At 66.2% G+C, this 16928-nt stretch carries 11 protein-coding genes; 4 read left to right on the top strand and 7 right to left on the bottom strand.

The genetic code is table 11. The features are described from left to right. Nucleotides 1-34 precede the first annotated feature (34 nt). On the top strand, nt 35-967 hold the full coding sequence (locus RIB45_RS16425; RefSeq protein WP_350051602.1) for a hypothetical protein: 933 nt from the start codon (nt 35-37) through the stop codon (nt 965-967). Between the two features lie 308 nt (nt 968-1275). Here RIB45_RS16425 and RIB45_RS16420 read toward each other — a convergent pair whose 3' ends face one another. Next, entirely contained in the window at nt 1276-2244 is a 969-nt protein-coding gene (locus RIB45_RS16420) for a tyrosine-type recombinase/integrase (RefSeq protein ID WP_350051601.1), read from the bottom strand. Nucleotides 2245-2438: 194 nt separating this feature from the next. On the opposite strand from RIB45_RS16420, the gene RIB45_RS16415 reads away from it, so the two are divergent. Both RIB45_RS16415 and RIB45_RS16410 read left to right on the top strand, forming a co-directional pair. Further along, nucleotides 2439-2684: a hypothetical protein gene (locus RIB45_RS16415; RefSeq protein WP_350051600.1), complete on the top strand. Its 246-nt coding sequence runs from the start codon at nt 2439-2441 to the stop codon at nt 2682-2684. 126 nt (nt 2685-2810) lie between these two features. Continuing rightward, nucleotides 2811-5594, top strand: a complete 2784-nt coding sequence (locus RIB45_RS16410) for an HAD-IC family P-type ATPase (protein ID WP_350051599.1) — start codon at nt 2811-2813, stop codon at nt 5592-5594. Here the strand turns inward: RIB45_RS16410 and RIB45_RS16405 are convergent. Further along, nucleotides 5572-6126, bottom strand: coding sequence for a hypothetical protein (locus RIB45_RS16405; protein ID WP_350051597.1), 555 nt, complete (start codon nt 6124-6126; stop codon nt 5572-5574). The two genes, RIB45_RS16410 and RIB45_RS16405, sit on opposite strands and share 23 nt — an antisense overlap. 271 nt (nt 6127-6397) lie before the next feature. On the opposite strand from RIB45_RS16405, the gene RIB45_RS16400 reads away from it, so the two are divergent. Further along, nucleotides 6398-11257, top strand: coding sequence for an NAD-glutamate dehydrogenase (locus RIB45_RS16400; RefSeq protein WP_350051595.1), 4860 nt, complete (start codon nt 6398-6400; stop codon nt 11255-11257). Between the two features lie 125 nt (nt 11258-11382). Here the strand turns inward: RIB45_RS16400 and RIB45_RS16395 are convergent, their stop codons facing one another. The 5 genes from RIB45_RS16395 to aroA form a co-directional block, all read right to left on the bottom strand. Continuing rightward, nucleotides 11383-11736, bottom strand: a complete 354-nt coding sequence (locus RIB45_RS16395; protein WP_350051594.1) for a LapA family protein — start codon at nt 11734-11736, stop codon at nt 11383-11385. Beyond that, nucleotides 11736-12044, bottom strand: a complete 309-nt coding sequence (ihfB, locus tag RIB45_RS16390; protein WP_350051592.1) for an integration host factor subunit beta — start codon at nt 12042-12044, stop codon at nt 11736-11738. Before ihfB ends, RIB45_RS16395 begins: the two co-directional genes overlap by 1 nt. A gap of 491 nt (nt 12045-12535) precedes the next feature. Next, nucleotides 12536-14272: a 30S ribosomal protein S1 gene (rpsA, locus tag RIB45_RS16385; RefSeq protein WP_350051590.1), complete on the bottom strand. Its 1737-nt coding sequence runs from the start codon at nt 14270-14272 to the stop codon at nt 12536-12538. A gap of 197 nt (nt 14273-14469) precedes the next feature. Continuing rightward, nucleotides 14470-15120 carry a (d)CMP kinase gene (gene cmk / locus RIB45_RS16380; protein ID WP_350051588.1) on the bottom strand — a complete coding sequence of 217 codons (651 nt, stop codon included), beginning with the start codon at nt 15118-15120 and terminating at the stop codon, nt 14470-14472. Nucleotides 15121-15535: 415 nt separating this feature from the next. Then, nucleotides 15536-16912: a 3-phosphoshikimate 1-carboxyvinyltransferase gene (aroA, locus tag RIB45_RS16375; RefSeq protein WP_350051587.1), complete on the bottom strand. Its 1377-nt coding sequence runs from the start codon at nt 16910-16912 to the stop codon at nt 15536-15538. Nucleotides 16913-16928: the final 16 nt, after the last annotated feature.

Below are 16928 nucleotides of genomic sequence, written 5' to 3'. Positions count from 1 at the left end.
TAAGCCATGCCCTGATAAATCGCAGGAGGCCGACATGAACAACGCATCGAATAAGCCTATCCGAAGCCCCTCATACCCGAACATGCCGCTTCGGGACGCAGTTTCGGCGGTAGGAAACATCGAGGCGCAGTATCGCGCATCGCCAGTTGATCGGACTGAGGCCGCTAAGCTTATCGGTTATTCGAGCCTGAGCGGCCCTGCAAACAAAGCTCTTGCCGCTCTCGCTTCCTATGGATTGCTTGAACGCGCTGGGAAAGGGAGCGCCCGTGTTACTGAACGGGCAAGAGCTATCCTTCATGCGGCCAATGAAGATGAGAAGAAGGAGAACCTGTTGGCGGCTGCGTCAGAGCCGCCCCTGTTTCGTGAACTGCGGGAGCACTTCGAGGACGTGCCAATTCCCCCCGAAGGTGGGGTCATCACCTATCTGAATAGGCAAGGATTCAATCCAAGTGCGATTAAGCCCGCGGCGAAAGCGTTTCTCGAGACCATGCAATACATCGAGGAATTGCGTTCTAGTGGCAGTCGTGGGGCTCCCGGACGACATGAAGTTGATCCGGAACGGTCTGGCGGGGAATCGGTTGTGGGCGGACATGGTGGGGCAAATGTCGGCGATCTAATTCAATGGGAAAGTCAGGGAGTGGTTCAACTGCAAACGCCTACGAGGGTTCGTCACATCTCCGACGACGGGAGCTGGGTCTTTGTGGATGGCAGCGAAACCGGGATTCCAATGGAAGAAACCATTGTTGTGCAAAAGGCTGACAAACCCCCTCCCCCGAAGTTCCCTTTTGCGTCGGTTTCCGAGTCCTCGGGAGTCGAGGGTGAGTCGGAGTGGATGCGGAACACGCTCGGCCCAGAGACCAAGGTGCGTTTAATGGTGCGCGGCGAAATGGGCCCGAGAGAGATAAAGAAGCTGATTCGCCTGCTCGAAGCGCAACGCGCCGTTCTGATGGAGGATGACGACGAGTAGAGCATGGGCTGCTACTAGCGCTGATACCACGCTCTAGCCTTTCTCAATGCGTCATCAATCTCAGGTTGGGGTCCGAACTTATGATCGATGATCTCCAGACCTCGTAGGCACGCGGGCATCAATTCCTCGGATGCTTCGCCAAGCGTTGCGCCACGTTGCTTGAGTAACTTCATATGATACCACGTGATACCACTCTCGAGGAGGGCGCTGCTGTATAAGGATCGTTTAATCCCAAGATGGTCCGCCACTGCGTTTGAGAACTTCCGTCCCGTCCAAAAGCTAAACATCGAGACCCATCTTCTACCTATCTAATCGAGCAACTCGACAACGTCCTTTACATTTAGATGAGTGTATCGCTGAACGCTTCGCACGTCACGGTGTCCGCTCACCATCATGATTTGAGCTTGGTTCAAGCCCTTCTTGGCGACGTTCGTTATTCGAGTGTGGCGAAGCTGATGAATGCGCACGTCTGGGCTTAGGCCAGCCTTTTGCCTGGCCCGCCTGACGGCTGTTGTGACGCTATGAGGCGCGACTGGGAACAGCCGAGCGTCAGGGCGCTCAACACGCTCTAGCGCCTCTCTGAGAAGCTCTACAGCCCGTTGTGTAAGGGGTACGTCTCGATCTCCAGTCTTGCCTTCCACGATCGACGCCACTCGGTCTGAGAGATGCACATGGCGGGCAGTCAATTTTACAATCTCGCTCCGACGCATCGCCGTCTCATAGGCAAGTTCGACGATTGGGCGCATTGTGAGAGGAAGCGCCGCGAGAAGCCGATCAAGCTCGTCGCGTTCAATCACCTTGCTGCGCGGTTTGTTGGGCGAGGGAATGTATACGTCCTCGCAGGGTGACGGATGGGTTCCCTTGTCGAGGAGCATCTCCCGATGCGCCCAGCGATATAGCCGATGAATGAATACTAGTTCGTCACGACAGGTGGTCGGTGAAACCGTGCTAAGACGCATTTGGCGATAGGCGTTGACCTCTTGCCGGGATATATCCGCCAACCGTTTCGGCAAATGTCTGGCGATCCGTTCCACCCGATTGAGGGCGATGTCTCTTGATGGACGCCCCTTAAGCACCGTGTCGCAATACCTCTGCCCAAGTTCCAATAAGGTCAGGCTTTCGCTTTCTCGGGTCGTCTGTTTGGCGACTCCCTCATGCGTGTTAGCCCAATGCTGGGCGTCCTCCCAGGCGTCGAACGTCCGACTGATTGGCTTGGCGTTCTTGCGCCGGATTTGGACATTGAACCGGCCCGAAGGAAGCTGTCTTACCGTCGCCATTCACTGTCTCCTTTGTGAATGGGACCAACGACCTTATGATCTGCCTCACTTTTTCCCTACCTTGCCAAGGTTGGGGTCGTGAGTTCGAATCTCATCGCCCGCTCCAGTCTTCCTCCCGACCGGCCCTCCGCCTCGCAAAAAAATTCCGTCGCCGGATTGTCCGCCCGGCGGTCCTGCGATTAGCCTGGGCGGCGATGACCGACGATCTGCAAGACACCCCCGAGGCCGAGGCGCGGCGCCTGGCGATCGACCTGGCCCAGGAGGCGCGCCTGGCCGACGCCGGCGAGCGGCTCTACGCCGAGATCCTGGAAAGTCTGAAGACCCGCATGGGCCGGGACGTGGAGCCGGACGTCCCCGGTCTCGCCCAGGATCTCCAGCAGGCGCTCACCCGCTACGCGCCCGCGGCGGCCGAGGTGCGCCGCCGCCGGGGATCCGGTTGAGCGGGAGGCGCGCGAGCGGAGGGTCAGGGGCGGGGGTGAGGCGTCGCGCCGCATCCGTCGACCGCGCGGGGGATTGTACCCTCGCGCTTTAAGGGTTTCCGCCGCAACTGACTCTCCGGACCGCCAATGCCCGACGCCCCGATCGACCGCAACCGCCTGGCCGAGGCCGCCGCCGAGACTTGGCACGACAAGCCGGTCGCGGACGCGGCCGCCGCCTTCGCCGTCGATCCGCGCGCCGGCCTCAGCGGCGAGGAGGCGGCGCGACGGCTCGCCGCCCACGGCCCCAACCGACTGCCGGAGGCGAAAGGCCGCGGGCCGCTTAAGCGGTTTCTGGCGCAGTTCAACAACCTCTTGATCTACGTGCTGCTGGCCGCGGGCGCGGTGACGGCGGCCCTCGGCCATCTGGTCGACACCGGAGTCATCTTGGCGGTGGTTCTGGTCAACGCCGTCATCGGCTTCGTGCAGGAGGGGAAGGCGGAATCGGCGCTGGCCGCGATCCGGCGCATGCTGGCGCCGCGGGCCGCCGCCTTGCGTGACGGGCGGCGCGTTGAGCTGGACGGCGCCGATCTGGTCCCCGGCGACGTGGTGCTGCTGGAGGCCGGCGACCGCGCGCCGGCCGACCTCAGGCTGTTCGAGAGCCGCGGCGGCTTTCGCATGGAGGAGGCGCTGCTCACCGGCGAATCCGCGCCGGTGGAGAAGGCGCCCGAGCCGGTCGCCGCGGACGCGCCCTTGGGGGATCGTCGCTCGCTCGCCTTCTCCGGCGCGCTGGTCTCGGCCGGCCAGGCGCGCGGGATCGTCACCGCGACCGGCGGCGATACCGAAATCGGCCGGATCAGCGACCTGATGGCGAGTGTCTCTAGCGTCGAGACGCCGCTGATCCGCCAGATGGCGATCTTCGCCAAATATCTGACCGGCGTGATCCTCGCGCTCAGCGCCGTGATCCTCGCACTCGGCGTCGGACTCGGCGGATACGGCTTCTCAGAGCTTTTCATGGCGGTCGTCGGGCTGTCCGTCGCCGCGATTCCCGAAGGGCTGCCGGCGATCCTGACGGTGACGTTGGCGATCGGGGTGCAGGGCATGGCCCGGCGCAACGCGATCGTGCGCCGCCTGCCGGCGATCGAGGCGCTCGGCTCCGTCTCGGTCATCTGTTCGGACAAGACGGGCACGCTCACCAAGAACGAGATGACGGTCGCCTCGGTCGCGACGGCCGGAAGGCTCTACGCGGTCTCGGGGGCCGGCTATGCGCCGCACGGCGGCTTCTCGCTGGACGGCGCGGACGCGGATCCGGGCGACCATCCGCTGCTGGTCGACCTCGCCCGCTCGGCCGCGCTGTGCAACGACGCGGAGCTGGTCGAGACGCCGGGCGCGGCCGACGGCGCCGGCGGCGACTGGGCCGTGCTGGGCGATCCGATGGAGGGGGCGCTCTTGACGCTCGCCTGGAAGGCGGGGGTCGATCCGGCGTCGGCGCGGGCCGAGGCCCCGCGCACCGACGCCATCCCCTTCGATTCCCAGCACCGTTTCATGGCGACGCTGCATCACGACCATGAGGGCCGCGCCGCGCTTACCGTCAAAGGCGCGCCGGAACGCCTGCTGGCGTTGTGCACCCACCAGCACGCCGACGGCGATCCGGATTTGGACAGCCCGCACGCGCCGATCGACCCAGCCTACTGGCGCGCCAAGGCGGACGCCGTCGCGGCCCGCGGCCAGCGGGTTCTGGCGATCGCGGCGAAGCCGATGCCGGCGGACCGCACGACGCTCTCCTTCGAGGATGTGGCGGCGGATCTGGTGCTGCTCGGCCTCGTCGGGCTGATCGATCCGCCGCGCCCGGAGGCGATCCGCGCCGTCGCGGAATGCCGGGCCGCCGGCATCGAGGTGAAGATGATCACCGGCGACCACGCCGGCACGGCGGCCGCGATCGCCCGCGAGCTGGGTCTCGCTCGGCCTGACGGCGTGTTGGAGGGAGCGGCGATCGACGCGCTGGACGACGCCGCCCTGGCGGCGCGCGCCCAGGCGACCGACGTCTTCGCCCGCACCAGCCCGGAGCACAAGCTGCGCCTCGTCCAGGCGCTGCAGAGCGTCGGGGCCGTGGTCGCCATGACCGGCGACGGCGTCAATGACGCACCGGCCTTGAAGCGCGCCGACATCGGCGTGGCCATGGGCGGCAAGGGCACCGAAGCCGCCAAGGAGGCCGCGGAGATCGTGCTGGCCGACGATGATTTCGCCACCATCGCCGCCGCGGTCGCGGCCGGGCGCACGGTCTACGACAATCTGAAGAAGGCGATCCTGTTCCTGCTGCCGGTGAACGGCGGCGAATCCTTGAGCCTGGTGGCGGCGATCCTCTTGGGCCTGACATTGCCGATCACGCCGGTGCAGATCCTCTGGGTGAACATGGTGAGTTCGGTCGCGCTCGCCATGACGCTCGCCTTCGAGGCGGCGGAGCCGGGCGTCATGCGCCGACCGCCGCGCGCGGCGAAGGAGCCGATCCTCTCCGCCTTCGTGGCCTGGCGGGTCGCCTTCGTCTCGGCGCTGTTCTGCGCCGGGATCTTCGGGATGTTCACGCTCGCCCAAGCGCAGGGGGCGAGCGTCGAGACCGCGCGCACGCTCGCCGTCAACACGCTGGTGGTGATGGAGATCTTCTATCTCTTCGCGGTGCGCTTCCTGAACAGCCCCTCGCTCACGCTGAAGGGCGCGCTGGGGACGAAGCCGGTGCTGATCGCGGTGGGCGCGGTGACGGCGCTGCAAGTCCTCTTCACCTACGCGCCGTTCATGCAGCTGTTTTTCGAGACCGAGCCGCTGTCGGTCGCCCAGGGCCTGCAGGCCGTCGCCGTCGGCGTCGCTGTGCTGGTGATCCTTGAGATCGAGAAGCGGGTGCTGCGACGGCGACTGGTCAGGACGAGCCCGGCCAGCTGAGCGTGTAGCCGGCAGCTTTATTGAAGACGAGCTCGACATCCGCCGCCTCCACCCGCCCAAGGAGGCGGCCCAACTCGTCACGAATGACCGCGCGCCGGTCTTCGTAGCTGACCTGCAGCGGATCCATTTTCAGCAACAGGGCCACATGCGCCGCCATCTCCTTCCGCACCGTCGCCGGCAGATCTTTTCCTAGCGCACTCAGCATTTCTTGTAGTCCGGTCTCGATCTCGAGCGCGGCGCCGTAATCCAGGCCGCCGGCCACCTCACCCATGAGCTCCAGCGTGACCTGGGTGTCGGTTTGCGTATACATCACATTTTCGGAGAACCGAGCCGCCGTTCGCTCAATCACATAGGCGCGCGGATCGTCGATCGGCCCGAACTTACGCGCCGTTAGTGTGAGGAGCATCGTGAGCGCGGTCATGCTGGCCTGATAGACTGTGACGCCGCCCTCGATCCTCTTGGATGGCTTAACGCCGTACTGCTCTTTCGCCGCGTGGTCGATGGCGACGCGATTCAAAAGTTGTTTGAACATGCCTAGAGAGTTCTCCGCGGAACACAAATACGACGTAGGCTTACTATAACGGGTTTTCTATAATTTGTACTAGTCATGATAAGATCACGATTGTTTATCGGCGTCGGGGCGCGTAATGTACCAACGCGCCCCGCGCCGACGCGTCGTGGCTGCGCCCTAAGCTTCCCTTTTGCATCAACGGTTTTTCGCGCTAGGCTCGCCCCACAAACAAAAGGGCGGCGTCGGTCCCGGCCGCCGTCCACGACGCCGACCGGCGGGGGGAAAATACGCGATGAGCGATGCGAGCGATCAGCGCAAGGCCGAGCTGCTGACGAAGGTCAGGGATTTGATCGACAAGCGCATGCCGGCCGAGAAGGCCGAGCGGGCGCGGATCTTCACCGACCATTACTACCGCCACACCCCGCCGGACGACATCGCCGACCGCGAGGCGGAGGATCTCTACGGCGCCGCCTTGTCGATGTGGAGCTTCGGCCAGGAGCGCCCGCCGGGCGAGCCCAAGATCCGGGTCTACAATCCGCGCTTCGAGCAGCACGGCTGGCACTCGACCCACACGGTGATCGAGCTGGTCAACGACAACATGCCGTTCCTGGTGGACAGCGTGACCATGGAGCTGGCGCGCCAGGGGCTGACGGTGCATCTGGTCGTGCATCCGATCTTCGGGGTGGAGCGCGACGCCAAGGGCGTCGCCCAGGATTTTCCCAGCGTGAAGGCCGACCCCTCCAAGCTGCCGCGCGAAAGCTTCATGCATGTGGAGATCGACGAGCAGTCCGATCCCGCCGCCTTGAAGAGTGTGGAGGAGGGCCTGCAGGCGATCCTCTCGGACGTCCGCGCGGCGGTCGAGGATTGGGCGCGGATGCGCGAAAAGGCGGTCGAGGTCGTCGACGCGCTCAACAAAAAGCCGCCCAAAGGCGTGGAGCCGCGGACGGTGGCTGAGACCGCCGCCTTCGTGCAGTGGCTGCACGACGATCACTTCACCTTCATGGGCTATCGCGAGATCGACTTCGAGGGCTCGGGCGAGAACGCCAAGCTGGTGATCGACGAGTCGCGCGGCCTCGGCGTGCTGCGCGATCCGCAGCGTCAGGTCTTCGAGGGGCTGCGCCATTTGGGCGCGTTGCCGGCGGAAGTGCAGCAGACGATGTTCGAGCCGCGTCTGGTGCGCATCACCAAGGCCAATCGACGCTCCACCGTCCATCGCCGCGTCCATATGGACACCGTCGCCATCAAGCGCTTCGACGCAAAGGGGAACCCGGTCGGAGAGCGCCTGTTCGTCGGGCTGTTGACCTCGGTCGCCTACAACCAGAGCCCCCGGGAAATTCCGCTCCTGCGTCAGAAAGTCGATGCGGTGATCGAGCGCTCGGGCTTCGAGCCGGGCGGTCATTCCAGCAAAGCCCTGATGCACATTCTGGAGAGCTATCCCCGCGACGAGCTGTTCCAGATCGAGGTGGACCAGCTCTACGACATCGCCATGGGCATCCTGCATCTGCAGGAGCGCCAGCGCATCGCGCTGTTCCTGCGCCCCGACCCGTTCCAGCGCTACGTCTCGGCGCTCGTCTACGTGCCGCGCGACCGGTTCTCGACCAGCCTGCGCAAGAAGATCGGGCGCATTTTAGCCCATGAGCTCGAAGGCTCGGTCGCGGCCAACTACACCCATATGTCGGATGAGGCGCTGAGCCGGGTCCAGTTCATCATCAAGACGACGCCGGGCCAGGTGCCCGACTATGATCGCCGCGCGCTTGAGGAGAAGATCCGCGAGGAAACGCGCACCTGGGAGGACAAGCTCCGCCAGGCGATGATCGAGAATCACGGCGAGGAGCGCGGCCTCTCCCTGTTGCGGCGCTACGCCGAAGCGTTTCCGCTGTCCTATACCGAGCATTTCGGCGTTCAGACCGCCGCCCACGACATCGAGCGGGTGGAGGAGGCGCTGTCCTCCGGGCGCCTCGGGGTCAGCCTCTATCAGCCGATCGAGACTGAGAAGCATCAGTTGCGCCTCAAGGTCTATCACCCGGGCGGGCCGATGGTGCTGTCCGCCGTCATGCCGATGCTTGAGAACATGGGCCTGAAGGTGATGGAGGAGCAGCCCTTCGACGTCCGCCCGGCGCGCGATTCGCGCCGCGGCGCGCAGGAGGCCGATCAGCTCTACATGCACGACTTCGCGCTGGAGACCCACGGCGCGCGACCGGTCGACTTCCACGCCGTGCGCGACGTCTTCCACGACAGCTTCAAGCGGGTATGGAACGGCGAAATCGAGGACGACGGCTTCAACCGTCTGGTGCTGTCCGCCGGGCTCGGCTGGCGCGACGTGGTGGTCTTGCGCGCCTATTCGAAATATTTGCGCCAGGCCGCGATCCCGTTCAGCCAGGACTATATGGAAGAGACTCTCGCCTCGAACGGCGCGATCACGCGGCTGATCGCCGAGCTGTTCACCGTGCGTTTCGATCCCGCCTATGAGCATGACCGGGCCGCGCGCGAGCAGGAGATCGTCGCCGAGATCGAAGCGGCGCTGGAGACTGTGAGCAATTTGGACGAGGACCGCATCATCCGGCGGTTTCTCAACCTCGTGCGGGTGACGCTGCGCACCAATTTCTTCCAGCCGGATGAGAGCGGCGCGGAGAAGACTTACATCTCCTTCAAGCTCTCGAGCCGCGAGATCGACGAGATCCCGCAGCCCGCCCCCTTGCGCGAGATCTTCGTCTACAGCCCGCGTTTCGAGGCGGTGCATCTGCGCTTCGGCCTCGTCGCCCGCGGCGGCCTGCGGTGGTCCGACCGGCGGGAGGATTTCCGCACCGAGGTGCTGGGCCTGGTGAAGGCGCAGCAGGTCAAGAACGCCGTCATCGTGCCGGTCGGCTCGAAGGGGGGCTTCGTCTTGAAGAAGGCGCCGCCGGCGAGCGATCGCGAGGCCTTCATGAAAGAGGGCGTCGCCTGCTACCGCCTGTTCATCTCGGGCATGCTCGACATCACGGACAATCTGGCGCAGGGGGCGGTCGCGCCCCCGGACGCCGTCGTGCGCTGGGACGCCGACGACCCTTATCTGGTCGTCGCGGCCGACAAGGGGACGGCCACCTTCTCCGATTACGCCAACGCGGTCTCGCAATCCTACGGCTTCTGGCTGGGGGACGCCTTCGCCTCAGGCGGCTCGGCCGGCTACGACCACAAGAAGATGGGGATCACCGCACGCGGCGGTTGGGAGGCGGTCAAACGGCATTTCCGCGAAATCGGCCACGACACCCAGACCCAGGATTTCACCGTCATCGGCGTCGGCGACATGGGCGGCGACGTGTTCGGCAACGGCATGCTGCTCAGCGAGCACATTCGCCTCGTCGCCGCCTTCAACCATCTGCACATCTTCATCGACCCCGAGCCGGACGCCGCGAAAAGCTTCAAGGAGCGCAAGCGCCTGTTCGAGGCCGTCAAGGGCTGGGGCGAGTATGACGAAAAGCTGATCTCGCAGGGCGGCGCGGTGTTCGAGCGCTCGAAGAAATCGCTGAAGCTGACGCCTGAAATCAAAGCCCGCTTTGGGATCGAGGCGGACGAGCTGACGCCCAATCAGCTGATCAAAGCCGTGCTGCAAGGCGAAGCCGATCTGCTGTGGTTCGGCGGCATCGGCACGTACGTCAAGCATTCCGACGAAAGCCACGGCGACGTCGGCGACCGCGCCAACGATGCGATCCGCGTGAACGGCGAGGATCTGAAGGTCAAGGTGATCGGCGAAGGCGCCAATCTCGGCATCACCCATCGCGGCCGGATCGAGTTCGCCATGCAGGGCGGCCGGATCAACACCGACGCCATCGACAATTCCGCCGGCGTCGACTGCTCCGACCACGAGGTCAACATCAAGATTCTGCTGGGCGACGTGGTCAGCCGCGGCGACATGACCGAGAAGCAGCGCAATCGGCTGCTGGAGACGATGACCGACGAGGTCGCGGCCCTGGTGCTGCGCGACAATTACCAGCAAACCCAGTCGATCTCGGTCACCCAGGCGCGCGCCGCCGACAGCCTGGACCGGCACCAACGCCTGATCCGGGCCTATGAGCGCGCCGGCGATCTGGATCGGCAGCTCGAATTCCTGCCGGACGACGAGGAGATCGCCGAGCGCATGCAGAAGAAGCAGGGTCTGACCCGGCCGGAGCTTGCGGTGCTGCTCGCCTACGCCAAGAACGTCACCTACCAGGATCTGTTGGAGTCGGATTTGCCGGACGATTCGGTCCTGGCGGAAGATCTCTTCCGGTATTTCCCGCAGCCCCTGCAGACTAGCTACGCCGACGCCATCGAGGGCCACCGCTTGCGGCGCGAGATCATTGCGACCTCGGTCACCAACTCCATGATCAACCGCACCGGCCCAAGCTTCGTCAACGAGATGCAGCAGCGCACCGGCCAGGGGGCGGCGGCGATCGCAAGGGCTTACACGGTGGTCCGCGACGTCTTCGATCTGCGCCCGCTTTGGCGGGAGATCGAGGCGCTCGACACCAAGGTGACGGCCGCGCTGCAGAACAAGATGCTGCGCGAGACCGGCCGCACGGTGGAGCGTATGACCGAATGGTTCCTGCGCAACGAAGCCCGGCCGATCGACATCCAGGGCGCGATCGCCGCCTACAAGGCCGGCGTTAAGACGCTGCAGGAGAATTTCGAGGAGATCCTGTCCGACCGGGCCAAGCAGGACATCGAGATGCGCAAGGCCCGCTTCGGTCAGGAGGACGCGGTCTCCGACTCCCTCGCCCGCTCGGTCGCGCAGCTGAAAGTCTTGTCGTCCGCCTGCGACGTCGTGCGGATCGCCGCCGCGGGCGAGCATCCGGTCAAAGAGGTGGGACGCACCTATTCCGGCGTGGGCGAGCGCTTCGGCCTGGACTGGCTGCGCTCCTCGGCCAACCGCATCCCGTCCGACAACCAATGGCATCGCATGGCGCTGGGCGCGATCATCGACGATCTGTGGAGCCTGCAAGGCGACCTGACCGGCCGCATCCTGGCCGGAGCGGAGACGGGGTCGGCCGCCATCGACGGCTGGGTTGCGGAGCGCGCCGAGCAGGTGGAGCGCATCGACGCGTTGCTCTCGGAGCTGGACCGCCTGCCCCAACTCGACCTCGCCATGCTGGCGGTGGTCACGCGCGAGTTGCGCACGCTGACGGCGGCGGGCTGACGTCCCGTCTGACAGGTTAAGCAGAGGCCGGACCCTTCCGACCGGCCCCCCGGCTTGTCCCGGCGGACCGGCGCCGCGCGGCGGGGGGCGGGGGGCGGGCGGCGGGCGGGAAAGGCCGGGCGCCCCTAGCGTCCGCCGCCGATTGCGCGCTGCGGCTCGCCCTTCGGCGCTTCGAGGGCGGCGGCGGCGTTGCGCTCGGCTTTGGTCTTGAGACGCTCCACCTCAGCCTTGGCGCGGCGCGCGTCGATCTCGTGCCGGCGCGCGCGCTGGCGCACGCGCCCGGCGCCGAACCAGGCGACCACGGCGCCGGCGACGAATCCCGCGACCAGCGCGACATAGACGATCAGCGAGACCGACGTTTCGGCCTCAAAGGGAAGCGGAAACAGGCTGAGCGTCACCGTCTGCAGATTGGAGCCCGCGAAGGACGCGCCGATCAGCAGAATCGGCAGCCCGATGAGAAGACCGATCAGACGGCGCATCAGGCCTCCGCGCCCTCGCGCGCGGCGTCCTGACCGTTCAGGCGGTCGCGCAACTGCTTGCCGGTCTTGAAGAAAGGCACCGCCTTTGCGTCGACATGCACCGGCTCGCCGGTGCGCGGATTGCGGCCGGTGCGCGCGTCGCGCCGCTTGACCGAGAAAGCGCCGAAACCGCGCAGCTCGACCCGATCTCCCCTGGCCAGCGCGCCGGCGATTTCGTTGAAGATGGTGGTCACGACGCGCTCGACCTCCCGCTGGTAGAGTTCGGGATAACGTTGCGCGACGCGTGCAATCAATTCGGACCGCGTCATATGGTCAAATCCCCCTGGCGTCGGATCCGACGGTCGGATCCTGTCTCGCAGCCGGTTCGCCGGCCGGACCGATGCGTCCCGCCGTCCCCCTGATCCCGTGCGACGCGCCGGCCGAGCGGCGCGCCGTGCGGCGTCGACCGATCCTGCAAACCGCGCGCCGATCGGCGCGGCCTCGGCCGGTCGAGCCTCCTCCATCGTTCCGTGACGCCGGGAGGCGCGCCCGAAGAGTCTCGTGCGGCGCGCCGGCGCCCCCCGTTCAAGCCGTTCTCAATCGGTCGGCGGGCCGACCCGCGCGCCTCTTGCGGACGCGTGCGTTGCGCTGGCGCCCGTCATCGAACAGGCTAGAGCTTTGAAAAGTCTCTCAAAGGCCCGTGAGACCGTCAAGGTGAATCCCGGGCCTCCCCGCGATCTCGGTCCCTTGAGCGCAGAAAAAGGGCCGAAGCGGTCGCCCGCTCCGGCCCTTCCTCGTCTCGATCTAGACGGAACCAGGCTTAGTTGTCGCCCTCGTCGTCGTCCTTCGAGCCTTTCTGGGACTTCTCGATGTCCTGCTTCTTCTGCTGCAGGGCGGCGCCCAGAATGTCGCCGAGCGAGGCGCCCGAGTCGGAGGAGCCGTAGGTCGCCATGACCTCCTTCTCCTCGGCCGTCTCATAGGCCTTGATCGACAGGCTGAGCTTGCGGCTCGCCTTGTCGACCGCGATCACCTTCGCGTCGACCTTCTCGCCCTCGGCGAACCGGTCGGGACGCTGCTCGGAGCGGTCGCGGCTCAACTCCGCCTTGCGGATGAAGCCGGGGACGCCGTCCTTCACGGTGACCTCAAGGCCGTTGTCCACGACCTTGACGACCGTGCAGGTGACGACCTGGCCCTTCTTCACATCGCCCATCGCCTCTTCGAACGGATCGCTCTCGAGCTGCTTGATGCCGAGCGAGATGCGCTCCTTGTCGACGTCGACGTCGAGGACCTTGGCCTTGACCACGTCGCCCTTCTTGTACTGACCCAGGGCCTCTTCCGGCGCCATGTTCCAGTCGATGTCGGACATGTGGACCATGCCGTCGATCTCCTCGGTGAGGCCGACGAACAGACCGAACTCGGTGATGTTCTTGATCTCGCCCTCGATCTCGGAGCCGACCGGGAAGCGGTCCAGGAAGTCGTCCCACGGATTGGCCGTGACCTGCTTGATGCCCAGCGAGATGCGGCGCTTCTGCGGGTCGACGTCCAGCACCATCACCTCGACCTCCTGGGAGGTGGAGACGATCTTGCCCGGGTGAACGTTCTTCTTGGTCCAGCTCATCTCGGAGACGTGCACCAGGCCCTCGATCCCCGGCTCCAGCTCCACGAAGGCGCCGTAGTCGGTGATGTTGGTGACCCGGCCGGTGAAGGTCGCGCCGACCGGGTATTTGGCCTCGACGCCCTCCCACGGATCGGCCTCGAGCTGCTTCATGCCGAGGCTGATGCGCTGGGTCTCCGGGTTGAAGCGGATGACCTGCACCTTGACGGTCTGGCCGATCGACAGCGCTTCCGACGGGTGGTTGATGCGCCGCCAGGAGATGTCCGTGACGTGCAGCAGGCCGTCGACGCCGCCGAGATCGACGAAGGCGCCGTAGTCGGTGATGTTCTTGACCACGCCCTCGAGCACCTGACCTTCTTTCAGGTTCTCGATCAGCTCGCTGCGCTGTTCGGCGCGGGTCTCTTCCAGGACCGAGCGGCGCGAGACCACGATGTTGCCGCGCGAGCGGTCCATCTTCAGGATCTGGAAGGGCTGCGGCGTGTTCATCAGCGGCGTGATGTCGCGCACCGGGCGGATGTCCACCTGGCTGCCCGGCAGGAACGCCACGGCGCCGTTCAGGTCGACGGTGAAGCCGCCCTTGACCCGGCCGAAGATCACGCCGGTCACGCGCTCGCCCGCCTCGAACTGCTTCTCGAGCTGGATCCAGGCCTCTTCGCGCTTGGCCTTCTCACGGCTCAGCATCGCCTCGCCGTTCTTGTCCTCGAGGCGCTCCACGAAGACTTCGACTTCGTCGCCGGGGCTCAACTCGGCCGGCTGACCCGGGGCGCCGAACTCCTTCAGCGCCACACGGCCTTCGGCCTTCAGCCCTACATCGATCAGCGCCATGTCGTTGTCGACGGAGATCACGGTGCCTTTGACGACCGTGCCCTCGAGGTGCTCGCGCTCGCCGAGCGACTCCTCGAGGAGGTCGGCGAAACTCTCTTTACCAGCGGCTTGCGCCATGTCGTTCAGTTCCTTTCGTCGTCGATGCTATCCCGGCCGACCGGTTGGCTCCGGCGGTCTCACCCCAAATTCGATGACGCGCCGCGGTCGTGGGGCTCGGACCCAAACGGCGCGGGCGGCCCGGATCGAGCCGCCTGGCAAATCACACGCTCATCTCTGACGGAAAAGACGGCCGTCGGGACCCTTAAAAGCCCCTCTCAGTCGCGCGACGCTTGGACGGCGGGCTCGACCAGATCGAGCGCCGCCTCGAACGCCGCATCCGGATCCAGCGCGCTGGTGTCCAGGATATGGGCGTCGTCCGCGGGCCGCATCGGCGCGGTCTCGCGGTCGGCGTCCCGGGCGTCGCGTTCCTTCAAATCCGCCAGGACGCGCGCGTATATACTGGCGACGCCGCGATTTAGCAACTCCTTGTGCCGCCGGTCGGCGCGCACCTCGACGTCCGCCGTCACGAACAGCTTGGCCGGGGCGTCGGGACAGATCACCGTGCCGATGTCGCGGCCGTCCAGCACGGCGCCCTCCGCGCCCTCGGGCGGGCTCGCCGCGAAGCCGCGCTGGAAGGCCGTCAGCGCCGCGCGCACCGCCGGCAGCGCGGCCACCCGGCTCGCCGCGCCGGCCGCCTCGTCCCCGGCCAGCGCGGGGTCGTCAAGCTCGATCGGCTCCAGCGCGCGCGCGGCGTCCTCGGCCGCCTCCTCATCCTCCGGATCGCCGCCGGCGCGCAGCACGCGCAAGCCCACCGCGCGGTAGAGCTTGCCGGTGTCGAGATAGGCGAAGCCATAATGCGCGGCGAGGCGCCGCGCCAGCGTCCCCTTGCCCGACGCGGCCGGGCCGTCGATGGCGATGATGGTCATGAGTTCTCCAACTGGTTGCGCGCCGCAGGGTCTGGAAATGTCAAGAAGTCTATATCTAGTATTTTGATACCTTCTAAATACAAAATAGTTGAGCCCATCGGCATCTGGTTTAGAATAGCCAGCGTCGTAGGCGCGAGCGTCCAAACCTCGTGCAAACGAAGACGACCCGCACATGCGCGCCGGGCGTCCAAACCCTGGTGCGTGCGGGCCGTACTTCTAGCGGCACCCAACTGCCCCTGGCCGGTTATGCCGGCTGGGGGCTTCTTTTTTGAACACTAGATTTTGTAGAGTTTTTATACGCAAAATGCGTAGCGTCGTGCAACAAAAATTATCTTGGAATCAACTGGTTAGTATCATTTCAAGCGCAAATAAGCCACTCTAACCGACTCAAAACAAAGGCTTTTTTGTTTATGCATTACGCATAGAAATTCGCGCCCAGCCCCATCATGAGCGGTTGGAAATCCGGAAAACTCGTCGCGATCGCGCGGGCGTCGTCGATGGCGACGGGGGCGCGCGCCGCGAGGCCCAGAACTAAGGCGCTCATGGCGATGCGGTGGTCGAGGTGGGTCTGCACCGTCCCGCCGCCTGCAACCCCGCGCTTTCCGTCGGCGGGGCCGCAGCCGGTCACCGTCATCCAGTCCGCGCCGCTCGCGCTCGACACGCCGTTCGCGGCGAGCGCCGCCTCCATCGCGGCGATGCGGTCGCTTTCCTTGACGCGCAATTCCTCCACCCCGCGCATCACGGTCTCGCCCTCGGCGAACGCCGCGGCGACGCACAGGATCGGGTACTCGTCGATCATCGAGGGCGCGCGCTCAGGCGGCACCTCGACGCCCGTCAGCGCCGAGTGGCGGGCGACGAGGTCGCCCAGCGGCTCGCCGCCCTCTTCGCGCTCGTTCTCGATCGCGAGGTCCGCGCCCATCTCCCGGAGCGTCGTGAAAAGCCCGGTGCGCGTCGGGTTCAGGCCGACGCCCGTCACCCGCACCGCCGAGCCCGGCGTCACCAAGGCGGCGACGATCGGGAAGGCCGCGCTCGAGGGGTCGGCCGGAACGTGGATGTCGGCCGCCGTCAGTTCGGGCTCGCCGAGCAGGGTCACGGCCGGCCCCAACCGGCCGTCGGGGCCCTCCCCGCGCGGTTCGACCCGAACGCTCGCCCCGAAATGGCCCAGCATGCGCTCCGTGTGGTCGCGCGTCGCGGCCGGCTCCAGCACCGTCGTCTCCCCGCGCGCCATGAGGCCGGCCAGCAGCACCGCCGACTTCACCTGCGCCGAGGCGACCGGCAGCTCGTAGCGGATCGGCAGCACGCCCTCCGCGCCCTCGATCATCAGCGGCAGGCGCCCGCCCGATCGCGTCTCGATCCGCGCGCCCATTCGTCGCAGCGGATCGGCCACCCGGTTCATCGGCCGCTTGCGCAGGCTTGCGTCGCCGGTCAGGAAACAGCGGATCGGATGGCCCGCCAGCACGCCCATCAGCAGGCGCGCCGCCGTGCCGCTATTGCCCATGTCGAGGACGTCGGCCGGCTCCCGCAGGCCGCCCAGTCCGACGCCGTCGATCGTCCAGACGCCGTCGGCGCCCCGCGTCACGCCGGCGCCCATCCGGCGGAACGCCTCCGCCGTGGCCAGCACGTCCTCGCCCTCCAGCAGGCCTGAAACGCGGGTGCGGCCGACCGCCAGCGCGCCCAGCATCACTGCGCGGTGGCTGATCGACTTGTCGCCCGGCGCGCGGACCGCGCCGCGAAGCGGGCCGGCGGCCCGGGCGGTCAAGCGCTGCGGCGCGGCGTCGGGGGGGTGGGTCATGCGCTGAGCTCTGTTG

The sequence above is a fragment of the Marivibrio sp. genome (assembly GCF_040218065.1).
Lineage (GTDB): Bacteria > Pseudomonadota > Alphaproteobacteria > UBA8366 > Aestuariispiraceae > Marivibrio.
Note: the sequence above shows the minus strand (reverse complement) of the source record. Positions and strands in the feature narration are given on the sequence as shown.

What these genes read in the sequence shown, in the direction of transcription:
- RIB45_RS16425 (WP_350051602.1), top strand. Translation starts at nt 35, where the DNA reads ATGAACAACGCATCGAATAAGCCTATCCGAAGCCCCTCATACCCGAAC.
- RIB45_RS16420 (WP_350051601.1), bottom strand. Translation starts at nt 2,244, where the DNA reads ATGGCGACGGTAAGACAGCTTCCTTCGGGCCGGTTCAATGTCCAAATC.
- RIB45_RS16415 (WP_350051600.1), top strand. Translation starts at nt 2,439, where the DNA reads ATGACCGACGATCTGCAAGACACCCCCGAGGCCGAGGCGCGGCGCCTG.
- RIB45_RS16410 (WP_350051599.1), top strand. Translation starts at nt 2,811, where the DNA reads ATGCCCGACGCCCCGATCGACCGCAACCGCCTGGCCGAGGCCGCCGCC.
- RIB45_RS16405 (WP_350051597.1), bottom strand. Translation starts at nt 6,126, where the DNA reads ATGTTCAAACAACTTTTGAATCGCGTCGCCATCGACCACGCGGCGAAA.
- RIB45_RS16400 (WP_350051595.1), top strand. Translation starts at nt 6,398, where the DNA reads ATGAGCGATGCGAGCGATCAGCGCAAGGCCGAGCTGCTGACGAAGGTC.
- RIB45_RS16395 (WP_350051594.1), bottom strand. Translation starts at nt 11,736, where the DNA reads ATGCGCCGTCTGATCGGTCTTCTCATCGGGCTGCCGATTCTGCTGATC.
- ihfB (WP_350051592.1), bottom strand. Translation starts at nt 12,044, where the DNA reads ATGACGCGGTCCGAATTGATTGCACGCGTCGCGCAACGTTATCCCGAA.
- rpsA (WP_350051590.1), bottom strand. Translation starts at nt 14,272, where the DNA reads ATGGCGCAAGCCGCTGGTAAAGAGAGTTTCGCCGACCTCCTCGAGGAG.
- cmk (WP_350051588.1), bottom strand. Translation starts at nt 15,120, where the DNA reads ATGACCATCATCGCCATCGACGGCCCGGCCGCGTCGGGCAAGGGGACG.
- aroA (WP_350051587.1), bottom strand. Translation starts at nt 16,912, where the DNA reads ATGACCCACCCCCCCGACGCCGCGCCGCAGCGCTTGACCGCCCGGGCC.